Below are 13,682 nucleotides of genomic sequence, written 5' to 3'. Positions count from 1 at the left end.
AAAAATTAATAATTCTCATTAACTTTAAATTAAATGAAATTCATAATTTATTCTGAAGAGTTGTTAACGTATTAATTCAAAATTAACCGCAGCAACCTGACCGGACTCATCCATTACGACAAGTTGATAACGTCCAGCGATATTGAGTAATAAAGAAAGGCGATTATTTTCGCCATTAACAGGTTCGCCATTTAAAAACCACCAGCGACGCCCTTTACCGCCGGTAGTCGAGACGGGCAGCGTAACGTTTTCCTGGCCTGGCAATTGCCTGATCACCGCGCCATCCCTCACTCCTGACAGCATTAACGGCGCGGCATCACTGCCCTGTAGCGGCGGACAGTGGTCGGACGCCGCGGGCAAGCGGGCGCTACGTCTTTCCGCAGGCGGCAGCCACGGCTCCAGCGGCCGCGGCCAGACGATAAACGTATGCGCACGCGCCTGCGGACAGTCGGCAGCGACACGCCGCCCCGTATCATCCAGCCAGACCGGGAAACGAATACCGTTGATGTCTTCCTGCTCAGGTAACAGCAGCGTGGGCGGCTGGCTGTCATCGAGCAGCCATGTCGCCAGTCGGCGGCGACAGTTGCTGTCTCCGGCAGGCAGAGTCTGTCCGCCCGGCCAGCAAATGACGCCGCGGCTTACCGTCTGCGGACGCGGATCTTCCGGCAGGCGTCCCGTATGCGCCAGTAACAGATTATTGACCTGGTTAAGCAATGGCACCGCGCTGGCAAAACCAAATTGCCCCACCACAGGTGTGCCGTCGGGTCTGCCTGTCCAGATGCCGATGATATAGCGCGCGTTAACGCCAATAGCCCACGCATCGCGATAGCCGTAGCTGGTGCCGGTTTTCCACGCCAACGGCACAATGCGCGGCAGCGCGTTATCCGGCAAGGGTTGCGCTTCATCCGCCATAATCCGCCGAATGATCCACGCCGCTCCCGGCGATATTAATGGTCTTTCCGACAGCGGATCGTCCGGCTGTAACCGTAGTTTCGCCGCTTTCCCATGACGAGCGAACGCGCTGTATGCCGCCGCCATCTCGTCAAGCCGCGCGCCCGCGCCGCCCAGAATCAGCGAAAGATTGGGCGCCGCGCCAGCAGGCAAATATAGCGGCAGGCCGACGTTACGCAGTTTTGCCGCAAATCGTTTCGGCCCATAGGCTTCAAGCACCTGAACGGCAGGCAGATTCAGCGAGCGTACCAGCGCGTCGCTCATGCTGACCGGGCCGTGAAATCCGCTGTCGAAGTTTCCCGGGCGGTAATCTCCGGTGCGGCGCGGAACGTCCTGTAATAATGATGCGGGATGGATCAAGCCGTCATCCAGCGCCAGACCGTACACAAAGGGTTTGAGTACCGATCCCGGCGATCGGATCGCCGTTACCATGTCGACATGACCAAAACGGCTGTCGTCATTGAGGTCTACCGATCCTACCCAGCCGCGCACGCTCATATCGGTATGATCGACGACGATCATCGCCAATGAACTGCGTGCAGGCAGCCGCCCTTTCCATGCCCGCGCCAGATCTTCCAGTTGCCGCTGCAACCCGGCGTCCAGCGTGGTCACAATTTTGTCGCTCCGGCTTTTACTCAACATCATTCGGGCAAAAAGCGGCGCCAGTTGCGGCATTTGACGCGGCGCCAGCCAGACCGGCTCTTCACGCGACTCGCGTACCGTTTCGGCAGGCCAGACGCCCTGCGCCGCCATCCGATCTAGCACTTTATTTCGTGCCGCTTCGGCTCTCGCAGGCCAGCGGTCGGGGCGTAACCGGCTCGGCGCCTGCGGCAATACGGCCAGCAGCGCCGCGTCAGCGTAGCTCAGGCGCGCGGGCGGCTTGCCGAAGTAGGCCCAGCTTGCAGCGCCAATACCCTGTAGCGTGCCGCCGAACGGCGCGCGGTTCAGGTACAGCGTCAGGATATCGCGCTTGGACAAATGCCATTCAAGCTGGAGGGCGCGCCAAAGCTGGCGGATTTTACCGCCGAACGTGCGCGAATGCGGGTCCAGCAGTCTCGCCACCTGCATAGTCAGCGTACTGCCGCCGGAAATAACGCGCCCGGCGGTAAGATCCTGCCATGCCGCGCGCGCGACGGAGAAAGGGTTAACGCCAGGGTGCCGCCAGAACCAGCGATCTTCGTAATTGATTAAGGCCTCCAGGTAGCGGGGAGAGACCTCTTCAATCGTCACCGGATAGCGCCAGATCCCCCCGGCGTCGGCAAAGCGCCACAGCGGCGTACCGTCATGGGCTACCACGACCCGCGCAGGATGGACCTCATTGAGCGGCAGCGGCCAGAGTTTATCCGCTGCCCATAACGCCAGGAAAATAAAAAGCGGCGCGCCCGCCAGCCACAGCCAGCGGCCACGTTTACCACGCCAACCGTTCATTTAAGGCGTCACAATCAGCAGCCCCTCGCTCGCGCCGGTTGCCCGCCACTGAGGCGCGTACATCGATTCCACCTGCGGTTGCGCAAGCTGGTACGTCCCCGGCGTTACCGCGCGCGCCAGGTAGACCAGCGTCACGGGCTGGCCCTCATTGACAACGACGGCAGCCACAAACCGATCGTCGCGGAATTCCATATACTGAATATCCGCCTGCTGCATCTGATTAAGCAGATTTTGCACTTCGCTACCGCTCTCCGGCAGGCTGGCGCTGCTGTCAGCCAGATTCTGGTTTTCCAGCTCCAGCCCGGCCGGGAGCAGGTCCACCACCAGCGCATCCGGCACATTGCGATCGGCCACTACCGTTAACCAGACCAGCACCAGTTCGCCGCTACGCAACGAGGACAGCGATTTACGCTGACCATCGGTCCCCAGTATTTGTCGTTCAATCTGCAAAACGTTGCTGGCAGGCTCAGGCGCAGATGAGGGATAGCCGCTGCTATCCAGACGCAGCCATAGCGGCTGGCTACCGGTGTTCGTCACCTCAAGGGCGGCCAGCTGGTCAGCATCCAGATTACGGGTCAGCGCCTTGTCGCCCGACAGCGGCTGCGCCTCTAACGAGGTCTGCGCCTGCCAGGCGCCCGCGCTGGCCTGTCGCGAATGCGCGGCGAGGAACAAGGCATTGTTCTCCTGGGTAGAGAGCCAGCGCTGACCGAAGGCCTGCTCAGAAAGCGAGCTTAATAGCGCGTTTTGCGCGTCCGGTCTGAGGTTGTTCTCTTCCAGTAACGACAACATCAGAGCGTTATCGCGCAGAGAACTGCCGTAATCCGCTATCCATTGCCGTTCGTCCTGACGCGGCGTATTCAGAGCCAGCGTAATGGCCTCTTCGCCGCGTCTGGCATCACCCATCGTGTTTAACGCGATGCCCAATTGCATCAGCGGCAGTCCTGAAGCCGCCTGACTACGGCGCTCCCAGATTTCGCGCAGCGCGCCGAGCGGCGCTTTCTGCTGACGCGCCAGTACCAGCGCGGCGTAAGCCTGAGCGGCAAAAGTACTGGCCTGGGTATTATCGCTATAACGAATCAGCATCGTACCGGGATCCTGCAGATAGCGCAGCAGTCGCTCATTGCCCCGGTTAATGGCCTCCGGCGGGACGCTATATCCCTGCTCGCCCGCGCGAATGAGGAAATCCATCGCGTAGGCCGTTAGCCAGGGCTCTTCCGCCCCATTTTCATCCCATAGCGCAAAACCGCCGTTATCACGCTGCATCTGTAGTATGCGGGAGATGCCGATATCCACCGCGGCGCGCCGTTTTTCATCGCTATCGCCAGTAATACCGAGCGACTGCAATTGAGCGGCATTGGTATACAGCGCCGGGAATAACCCGCTGGTGGTTTGTTCCAGGCACCCGTACGGATATGCTTTCAGCTCGCGAATGTAGCGCGCCAGATTGAGCGGCGGTTTTCCGCTTAACAGCAGTTGTCCCTGTAACGTGGCTGGCGAGACGTTTGCCAGATGCTGCTCTGGTACATGCCAGCTCTCTCCCGGCGCCAGCGCAATGCCGCTATTTACCGTTTGGGCAGGCCAGGCCGGACGCACGCCGATTTGCCACTGCTTATGCTGCGCGCCGAGGGTTTCTCCCGGCAGATTCAGACCGCTAATGGTCGCCTGGATTTCGCCTTCGCCAAAACCTTCCAGCGCACGTACCGGAACGAATAAGGTGGTGCGCACGCCCGGCGCCAGGTTGACCGGTTGCGGCTGTTGACTAAGCAGTTCCAGTAACCCACTGGCGGCGAGCGCAATATTCAGCGTCTGCGGGCGGTCGGTCAGATTGGTGACGTCCAGCACCAGTCGCGAAACATCCCCTCCCGCCAGAAAACGCGGCATATTCAGCTCGGCAATCACTGGCGCGGCGACAACGACTTTGCTTTCGCCGCGACCAAAATCGTCCGCTGTCCATGCCTGCGCCATAACCCGCAGTTCGCCGTTAAAGTCGCCAATCGGCAGCGTTACGACCCCTTCGCCCTGCTCATTGAGCGTGATCGGCTGCGCCTGCTGCGCGATGATATTGACATGGTTTACCGGCGGTTTTCCGCCGCGCTTAAGGTCGTCGCCATCGCCGCCAAAACGCAACGCCGCCAGCCGCCCCTGCCCTTCAATGACCTGGCCGTAAATATCGTAGATATCCGCACCGTAGCGTTTTTGACCGAAGAACGCCTGCCACGGGTCCGGCGTCGCGTAATCGGTGATATTCAATACGCCGCTATCGACCGCGGAGACCAGCACGTTGATCTGTTTTGGCATTTCGCCGTGTTTAACGCTGGCTTTCACCCTGACGGTGAGCGGCTGATTCGGGCGCATTTTAGCCGGGCTTTCCAGCGCCAGATCGAGGCGGCGGTTTTCATCCCCCAGCGGTAGGTGTAGTAACCCCACGGCGCGTTTTGGCGTCGCGGAACGAGATTTATCGCCGGGACGCACCACCAGCGTACTGAGATAGAGATCGTGGCGATTCCAGGTTTTATCCACCGGAATCGTGAGCTCCAGACCTTGTGCCGGCACATCGATCGCCTGCCACCACAGCGGACCGTCGCTGGACTCCACCATCGCATAACCTTTACCAGCGACCGGCGCGGCGATATGCAATTTCATGGTATCGCCTGGACGATAACTCGCTTTATCCAGTTTGAGGGTGACGCGATCCGGACGCGCCGCGCCGCTACCGTCGCTGTTATCCTGCCAGCTATAGCCGGCCCAGAAACGAACGCTGCTGACCGTCTCATTCGGCGCTTTGACCTCCAGACGGTACGCGCCCCATTCCACCGGGAAGCTGACTTTTCCGGTTTCATCCGCGTTCAGATCCAGCGTCTGCTCGCCCTCCACCAGATCTTTTTGATCAAACTGCGACTGCCAGCCTTCGCTTTCCGACCAGTTCCAGTAATAGTCGCGACGCTCGCGGATAAGCCGCACCTGTAAACCGGACACCGCTTTTTTCTCGCCCTGCGCGTTGGCGTAAACAATATCGAATGCGGCGTTGCTGTCTTCGTCGACAATCGGTTGATTAACGGTGGTATCCGTACGGTAGTCGTATACCGCTTTGGCGGCGAACTGTGGACGAATTCCCGGTAACGTATCGGCAGGCCAAATCGCCTGCTCTACGCGACGAGTGACCGGACGACCGCCAGACTCCAGCAGGCTGGCCTGTAGAATTACCTGCAGCGGCGAATGCGCTTCTTGCCACTGGCTGGCAGCACTCACTTCACCACGTCCGCCTTTATCCAACGTCAGTTGAACTTCGTCCAGGCTGCGCGAAAGATTCTCTTCAGCAATATTGCCGAACTGGAAGCCAGGCAACGCCGCGACAGCGTCGCGCAGCGGACGCAGGAAAAGTTGCCCTTGCAGGGTATTGCCGTTAGCAGGCGCGCCATACAAGTAATAGCCGACAACGGAGAATTTCACCTCATCCGCAGGCGCCAGCGGCGTTTTTTGCGCCGTCAGGTTGAGCGCCATCCGCTCCGGCATAAAGTCTTCCACGTGGAAATCCCAACTCCGCAGCAAATTATCGCCGGTGTTGGCGCGGACATGCCACAAGCCGGTCGGCGCGTTGATATCCAGCGGATAATTCAAACGGTATAGCTCGTTTTCCGCCTGGCTGACGACGGTACGCATCACCTGTCCGTCTGGTTTTACCACTTCCAGCTTAACGGGTTGATCGGGCAGCGTTTTACCGTCGCTATCGCGCAGTAATCCGTTGAGGATAACCGTTTCGCCCGGGCGGTAGAGATCGCGCGGGCCGAACATAAAGAACTGCTTGCTGTAGCCGGGCGCGCCAGCGACATTAAATTCCGACAGATCCAGAGCCGGAAGCGTGAGATCGAGCAGCGTGGTCTGCTCCTCTTTACGCGCCAGTAATAGCGCCGCCGCTTTATCAGCCTCCAGTTGCACATGTCCCTGCGCGTCGCTCGTCGCCTGCGCCAGCGTCTGACCTTTATCATTCAGAAGAACGATCTCAATTCCCGACTGCGCCGCGCCGTTTTCCAGGCTTTGCGTAAAGATATCCAGCCGATTATGGTAACGGTGCGCGGACACGCCGATATCGCTAAGGGTAAACAACGTAGCGGCATTACTATAGTTGTAGTGTCCAGCCTGATTCATTACCGCCACATATACGCCCGCCTGTTGCAGCGGCTTAATATCGCTTAATGGCAGCAGCAGTTTCTCACGCGTATTGCGCGCCGGATTAAGATCAAAACGACCGGTATAAACCAGATCCGCCATTTTCAGCAGATGGTCGGACTCCCAGTTAGAGAGAGAACTACGGTACTCCCACTGGCTGACAAATGACGCCAGCGATCCGGGCTTAACGCGGAAAAAGTTCACATCAACGTGGTTGACGTTAAGCGCCATGACCGGCAGTCCTTCCGCTATTTTCCCCGGTAGCAGCGATCCCCGGCTGGCAAAGCCGACGCTGGGCTGGACATCACGCGTGGTAATCGTTTTTTCATAAGACTTGCCGAAGGTGGCGTTATTCAGCGCCTTAACGGCGGGATCAACCGTGACCACCAGCACGCGTTCAGGTTCCAGATGACGTAACCTTAGCTCTTTTAAATTTGGCGCCAGCTCCCATGCGCCGTCAACGCTGCCGCTTTTCTTATCAACCACGTGAACCACACGGGAGAAATCCTGTTCAGGATCTAAAGGAATTGAAAACGTCAGCACCAGCGTCGCCGCGCCGTCAAGCTGCGCTTCGGAGGCGTCTAATAGCGTGAGCGCTTTGCCCTGGCTTTGCTGCGCCAGCTTTTGTAGCTGTGCCGGGTCTTGCGCGGGCGAGGGCTGCGCTACGGCTGGCGCTTCGCTTTTAGTCGTCGGGGCGGTTTTATCGTTGTTATCGCATCCCGCCAGCGCCAGCATGATCATGCAGGCCACCACGCGTAAATGTTTCATCTTTCATCCCTGGCCTTAACGGCCTGTCAGCAACGGTTGATGAGATATTATGCGCGAGAAATTTTATTGTGTAAGTCCGTATTACTGTGATGATGCGAAAATTTTACGCAGAAATGTGGTTTCGCCAGCCAAAACAGCCTCTTCTACTTGTCCCTTTTCGGGAAACGTCCGACAATTTGACCATAATCAGGTAACAATGGAGATGCCCATGACCACCGCCTTTTTTGTCGCCGCCGACTGGCTTGCCGAACATATTGATGATCCGGAAATACAGATTCTTGACGCCCGTATGGCGCCGCCAGGACAGGAACATCGTGATATGGCGGGCGAATATCGCGCCGGACATATTCCCGGCGCGCTGTTTTTTGATATTGAAGCGCTTTCCGATCGCGCATCGCCGCTGCCGCATATGATGCCGCGCCCGGAAGCGTTTGCGGTGGCCATGCGTGAACTGGGTGTTCGCCAGGATAAACACCTGGTCATATACGATGAAGGCAATCTGTTCTCCGCTCCGCGGGCATGGTGGATGCTGCGCACGTTCGGTGCCGAGAAAGTGTCCATTCTGGCGGGCGGACTGGCGGGCTGGCAGCGCGACGAATGGCTATTGCGCGAAGGCGAAGAAGCGCATGAAGGAGGCGAGTTTGAGGCGAAATTCGCGCCGCAAGCCGTGGTGCGTCTCACCGACGTATTGCTGGCAAGCCATGAAAAAACCGCGCAAATCGTTGACGCGCGTCCGGCGGCGCGTTTTAACGCTCAGGCTGATGAACCGCGTCCGGGACTGAGGCGCGGACACATTCCTGGCGCGCTAAACGTCCCGTGGACGGAACTGGTGTATGAGGGCGAATTAAAGACCACTGACGAACTGAATGAGGTTTTTTTCAGCCACGGCGTGAGTTTCGACAGACCGATTATCGCCAGCTGCGGTTCCGGTGTGACGGCCGCGGTCGTGGTGCTGGCGCTCGCCACGCTGGATGTGCCTGACGTCACGCTTTACGATGGCGCGTGGAGCGAATGGGGCGCGCGTACCGATTTACCGGTTGAACCCGCTTAATATCTGCCATGCCGGATGGCGCTCACGCTTATCCGGCCTACCGTTCAGGCTGATTTAAAACGAATCTACATAAATTCGGTTTAAGCAGGTCACAAAAAAACCGCTCAATTGAGCGGTTTTTTTGTGCTGGTCCGGTTCGCGGCCTTTCCAGCAGGCTTTGTTGCCATAGCAACGCAGGCACACCGTAGGGGATTAATACTCCCTTTTAAGGGAGCAAATGTCAATATAATTTATCAGGAAACTATTCAACATTTGAGGTATTATCTTTCCCGGCCCTTTCCGCCGTCTCGCAAACGGGCGCTGGCTTCAGGAGAGGATAACCCATGGCCGTAAGCGCAGGCACACCGTAGTGCCTGCTATCACGGCATTATCGCCAGCGGTGCTGCCGTGATGCGGTCTTCGCAAGGACCGCAACATGAAGGTACGATGCTTTTGTGTCGTGCTTCTTGTTTCTGGCACGTTGTGTCTTCACGCAGACAGAAGCTACCCAGGTAGCTCTGTTCCCGTAACGCTCAACATCCAGAGCAGGTAAGCCAGGAGGCCGCCCTGTTGGGCGGCTTTCTTTTCTTCAGATGATGCGGTTCTGTTTAAAATCGCGCAGGAACCCGCCCCAGCGGCGCTCGTAGAACGGCGCGATATGCTCAGTGATAAAGTGGCTGATACCCTGCTCGCCCTTCCTCACCTGACAAATATCGATCGGTTCGTCACCCGGTAACGTGTCGGTCGCCACATTGCCCGCTGCGTGAATGATCTCTTCAATTTCGCCGTCAGCCTCAATGCCAATCAGCAGATTGGGTTGGGCGTCCGCATGTTCTTTAATCGCGCAGAGAAATGCGCGTTTCACCGGTTTGATGGTTTTAAACAGCGTAGTGAGGGAATCAATCATCTGCGACGGCGGCTCGGCCACTTCGGATAAAATAAGCGACTCGCCGCCTTCCAGCACTTCCTGCGTACTTAACGGACTGCCTTCCTCAGCGAGAAGCAGGCTGATTTCACGCGGCATAAACTCTTTGCCGGTCGGCAATTTAGCGTTGAGGAATAGCGTTTCGCCAAGCGTCATTTCAAACAGCGTGCGCGCCGGCATCACCACAAATGCCTGTTCGTCTTCCACGGCCTGCTGCAGCGCCTCCAGAGAAGTAAAGAAGGGAATGACGGTCGTGCCGTCTTCTTTTTCCCAGTGCTGCAAATCCAGAGCGCTGTCTTCCACTATCGCCTCGCCTTCGGCAGCGCTTCCCGGCACCCAGACGGTGGACTCCAGTAAGGTACGGAAAAATGCCGGACGATGCGCGGGCTCAGTCGCCGCTTTCTCCAGCAAGATTTCTAATTCATTTTTAGTTTCGGACATAGGAATCACAAATTATGTATATGGGTTGTAGGCCTGATAAGACGCACGGCGTCGCCATCAGGCAAAATGCCGGGTGGCGCTTCGCTTACCCGGCCTACAAAAACACCGCTCAGGCGGTCAGCAAATTCGCGATGGTGCGCACACCCAGACCGGTTGCCCCGGCAGCCCACTGCTCAACCGGCGCTTTGCGATAAGTGGCGGAACAGTCAATGTGCAGCCAGCCTTCGCGGTAATTTTCAACAAAGTGCGACAGAAAACCCGCGGCGGTGCTTGCCCCAGCGGGATACGCCGCGCTGCCGGTGTTGTTCAGTTCCGCAAAGTTAGACGGCAGCTGGTTACGGTGGAACTCCGCCAGCGGCAGACGCCAGAACGGTTCATTCTCTTGCGCCGCGCTGGTCAGCAAGCGCCCCGCCAGCGTATCGTCAAAACTGAATAGCGCATGATAGTCGTTACCCAGCGCCGTTTTCGCCGCGCCGGTTAACGTCGCCATATCAATGATTAGCTCCGGGTGTTGCGCGCTGGCGTCAATCAGGCCATCCGCCAGTACCAGTCGCCCTTCCGCATCGGTATTCATGACTTCGACATTCTTACCATTACGGTAGCGAATAATATCGCCCAGTTTAAACGCATTGCCGCTGATCAGATTATCGGCGCAGCACAGGAACAGTTTTACGCGTTTATTCAACCCACGGGTAATGGCGAACGCCAGCGCGCCCGTTACTGTCGCCGCGCCGCCCATATCGGATTTCATTGAGTCCATAAAAGCGCTTTGTTTGATACTGTAGCCGCCGGAGTCAAAGGTGATACCTTTACCGACCAGGCAGGCATAAACCGGCGCATCTTTGTCTCCCGTCGGGTTGTAATCCAGCGCCAGCAGCACCGGCGGACGCTCAGAACCACGGCCTACGGTATGCAACCCCATATAGTTCTGCTCGCGCAGATCTTCGCCTTTGGTGATACGGTAAGTGACGCTATCGCACGCGACGCTGCACAGCAGATCCACCGCGCGCTGCGCCAGTTGCTCCGGTCCAAGCTCTTCCGCCGGAGCATTAATGGTGTCGCGCACCCAGTCAATAATGGTCAGGCGGTTATCCAGCTCCTGACGTTGGGCATCGTCTAAATCCGGCCACATTACGGTACGGACGCCTTTTGGTCCTTTATAACCCGCCCAGAATGCCCAACAACGCTCGATATCCCATCCTTCGCCTGTCAGCGCGACCTGTTTTATTCCCAGGCCGTCGATTTTACGCGCCGCACGCTGGATCAACCCCAGATCGTCTTTACCGTTAAGATGCAAGGTAATACCGTCGTTATTAATACTGTAAGTGGCTTTATCGCCCCAGCGCGCATCGGCAGGCTGCGTGGAAAGCGTAATTTTCATGGCTTCTGTCATTGTTATTTTCCTTATTAGCAAACGGGCCGCCGTAGGGCAGCCCGTTAGATCTTTTGCTAAATGATTCGCGTTGCAGGAAGGCGGCAAGTGAGCGAATCCCCGGGAGCATAGCAAACTATGTGACTGGGGTGAGCGAACGTAGCCAACGCACCTGCGGCGAGGATCATGACGCAAAAATTACTCTGCTTCATCCAACCAGACTAGCAGAATCGCCTCCAGAATTTTTTCATTGGATGCGTTAGGGTCGTCGTCAAAATCGTCCAGTTCGCAGATCCACTGATGCAGATCGGTGAAACGAACGGTTTTAGGATCGACATCAGGATATGCGTCGTATAACGCTTCGCCGATCTCGCGGCTATCGGTCCACTTGAGTCCCATACTACCCTCTGTTAATGCTCACGCGCATGGTTGATTGTGTAACGTGGAATTTCGATAACCAGATCGTCGTCGGTAACGCGGGCCTGGCAGCTCAGTCGACTTTCCGGCTCCAGCCCCCACGCTTTATCCAGCATATCGTCTTCTTCTTCCGAACTTTCCGGCAAGGAGTCGAAGCCTTCACGTACAATACAGTGACAGGTGGTGCAGGCGCACGATTTCTCACAGGCGTGTTCAATCTCGATGCCGTTGCGCAGCGCAACGTCAAGAATGGTTTCACCGGTCTCAGCTTCCAGAACTGCGCCATCCGGACAAAGATCCTGATGAGGCAGAATAACAATCTTCGGCATGTTAAACCTCGTCTACGGAATGGCCTTTCAACGCGCGACGAACCGACTGGTCCATGCGGCGAGCGGCAAATTCCTGGGTTTGTTTATCTACGTTTTTAATGGCTTGTTCTATGGCGTCAACATCATCGCCTTGTGCGACCGCGCTTAAATGTGCGGCGGCATCATCAATGCATTGACGTTCTGCGGCGCTTAACAGCGCGGCGTCGGCAGTTAGCGCGCCGGTCAAACTTTCCAGCACGCGCGCGGCTTCGACTTTTTGCTCCGCCAGCATACGCGCTTTCACGTCCTGCTCGGCAAAACTCATGGAATCCTTGATCATCGAGGCGATTTCGCCATCGGTCAGGCCATAGGAAGGTTTGACCTGAATGGAGGCCTCGACGCCGGTGGATTTTTCCATTGCGGTGACGCTCAACAGGCCATCGGCGTCTACCTGGAAGGTCACGCGAATATGCGCCCCGCCCGCCGGCAGCGGCGGAATCCCGCGCAGCGCAAAGCGCGCCAGCGAGCGGCAGTCCTGCACCAGTTCGCGTTCGCCCTGCATCACATGGATAGACATCGCGGTCTGGCCGTCTTTGAAGGTGGTGAAATCCTGCGCGCGCGCCACCGGGATAGTGGTGTTGCGCGGAATGACTTTTTCCACCAGGCCGCCCATCGTTTCCAGCCCAAGAGAGAGTGGAATCACGTCCAACAGCAACATTTCGCTGTCCGGCTTGTTGCCGACCAGAATATCGGCCTGAATCGCTGCGCCGATAGCGACCACTTTATCCGGGTCAATAGCGGTTAACGGCGTGCGGCCAAAAAATTCGCCCACCCGCTCACGCACCAGCGGTACACGGGTCGAACCGCCGACCATGACCACTTCCAGAACGTCCTGGGGATCAACGCCGGCATCTTTCAATGCGCGACGGCAGGCCAATAGCGTGCGCTTAACCAGCGCGGAAATGAGATCGTTAAACTGCTCGCGAGTGATCTCCCCCTGCCAGCCCGCAACGTTAACTCGAACAGTATCGGCATCGCTTAAGGCGATTTTCGCGGCAATCGCGGCATCCAGCAATTCGCGCTGAACGCGATTGTCGCTACGATCGGCAATTCCCGCCTGCTCGCGAATATAGTCCGCCAGCAGATGGTCAAAGTCGTCACCGCCGAGCGCAGAATCACCGCCCGTCGCCAGCACTTCAAACACCCCGCGGCTCAGGCGTAAGATAGAGATATCGAAGGTACCGCCGCCGAGATCGTAAACAGCAATAACGCCTTCTTTGCCTGAGTCCAGACCGTAGGCAATCGCCGCCGCCGTCGGTTCGTTGAGCAGGCGCAGTACATGCAGGCCTGCCAGCCGCGCGGCGTCTTTCGTTCCCTGACGTTGGGCATCATCGAAATAGGCGGGAACGGTAATCACCACACCATCCAGCTCGCCGGAGAGCGATTCGCTAGCCCGCGCGGCCAGAGCTTTGAGAATATCAGCCGATACGCGTACCGGATTGAGCAATCCAGCCGCCGTGTCAATCATCGGCAGTCCATTAACGCTTGCCTTAAACCGGTAAGGCAGATGCGGATAGCGCGCCTGGATATCCGCCAGCGAGCGTCCCATCATGCGTTTCACAGAGCTGATAGTGTTGGCCGTATCCTGCGCGGCATTGTCGCGCGCAGCGTAACCGACCGTATGGCCCTGCTGCTGATAGTGAACCACTGAAGGCAACAGGTGGCGCCCTTCGTGGTCAGGCAGAGTTTCCGCCTGGCCGCTGCGAACCGTCGCAACCAGAGAGTTGGTAGTGCCTAAGTCGATGCCCGCCGCCAGACGACGCTGATGCGGCGCGGCGCTCAGACCAGGCTCACTAATTTGTAATAAGGCCATGT

Annotated in this window: 9 protein-coding genes; 2 read left to right on the top strand and 7 right to left on the bottom strand. The window is 57.6% G+C overall.

Annotated features, from left to right (window positions below; genetic code table 11):
- Positions 1 to 63: 63 nt before the first annotated feature.
- Positions 64 to 2,379, bottom strand: a complete 2,316-nt coding sequence (gene pbpC / locus ACQ29O_RS05810; protein ID WP_001014764.1) for a peptidoglycan glycosyltransferase PbpC — start codon at positions 2,377 to 2,379, stop codon at positions 64 to 66.
- Positions 2,380 to 7,314, bottom strand: coding sequence for an alpha-2-macroglobulin family protein (locus tag ACQ29O_RS05805; protein ID WP_000681849.1), 4,935 nt, complete (start codon positions 7,312 to 7,314; stop codon positions 2,380 to 2,382).
- 208 nt (positions 7,315 to 7,522) lie between these two features.
- Here ACQ29O_RS05805 and sseA point away from each other — a divergent pair, with 208 nt between their 5' ends.
- Together sseA and timP are read left to right on the top strand one after the other, a co-directional pair.
- The gene (gene sseA, locus ACQ29O_RS05800; protein ID WP_000205241.1) at positions 7,523 to 8,365 is read left to right on the top strand and encodes a 3-mercaptopyruvate sulfurtransferase; all 843 of its coding nucleotides are present in this window, start codon (positions 7,523 to 7,525) and stop codon (positions 8,363 to 8,365) included.
- Between the two features lie 415 nt (positions 8,366 to 8,780).
- Positions 8,781 to 8,897: a small toxic inner membrane protein TimP gene (timP, locus tag ACQ29O_RS05795; protein WP_248283126.1), complete on the top strand. Its 117-nt coding sequence runs from the start codon at positions 8,781 to 8,783 to the stop codon at positions 8,895 to 8,897.
- 36 nt (positions 8,898 to 8,933) lie between these two features.
- Here timP and sseB read toward each other — a convergent pair whose 3' ends face one another.
- From sseB to hscA, 5 genes are all read right to left on the bottom strand, one after another.
- Positions 8,934 to 9,710, bottom strand: a complete 777-nt coding sequence (sseB, locus tag ACQ29O_RS05790; protein WP_001533245.1) for an enhanced serine sensitivity protein SseB — start codon at positions 9,708 to 9,710, stop codon at positions 8,934 to 8,936.
- A 109-nt stretch (positions 9,711 to 9,819) separates the two neighbouring features.
- Positions 9,820 to 11,103, bottom strand: a complete 1,284-nt coding sequence (gene pepB / locus ACQ29O_RS05785) for an aminopeptidase PepB (protein ID WP_000133534.1) — start codon at positions 11,101 to 11,103, stop codon at positions 9,820 to 9,822.
- 177 nt (positions 11,104 to 11,280) lie between these two features.
- Positions 11,281 to 11,481, bottom strand: coding sequence for a Fe-S cluster assembly protein IscX (gene iscX / locus ACQ29O_RS05780; RefSeq protein ID WP_000523621.1), 201 nt, complete (start codon positions 11,479 to 11,481; stop codon positions 11,281 to 11,283).
- Between the two features lie 11 nt (positions 11,482 to 11,492).
- Positions 11,493 to 11,828 carry an ISC system 2Fe-2S type ferredoxin gene (gene fdx / locus ACQ29O_RS05775; RefSeq protein WP_001124466.1) on the bottom strand — a complete coding sequence of 112 codons (336 nt, stop codon included), beginning with the start codon at positions 11,826 to 11,828 and terminating at the stop codon, positions 11,493 to 11,495.
- A gap of 1 nt (position 11,829) precedes the next feature.
- Entirely contained in the window at positions 11,830 to 13,680 is a 1,851-nt protein-coding gene (hscA, locus tag ACQ29O_RS05770; protein WP_001196651.1) for a Fe-S protein assembly chaperone HscA, read from the bottom strand.
- Positions 13,681 to 13,682: the final 2 nt, after the last annotated feature.

The sequence above is a fragment of the Salmonella sp. GDC200615 genome (genome assembly GCF_050574145.1).
Classification (GTDB): Bacteria; Pseudomonadota; Gammaproteobacteria; order Enterobacterales; family Enterobacteriaceae; genus Salmonella; species Salmonella enterica.
Note: the sequence above shows the minus strand (reverse complement) of the source record. Positions and strands in the feature narration are given on the sequence as shown.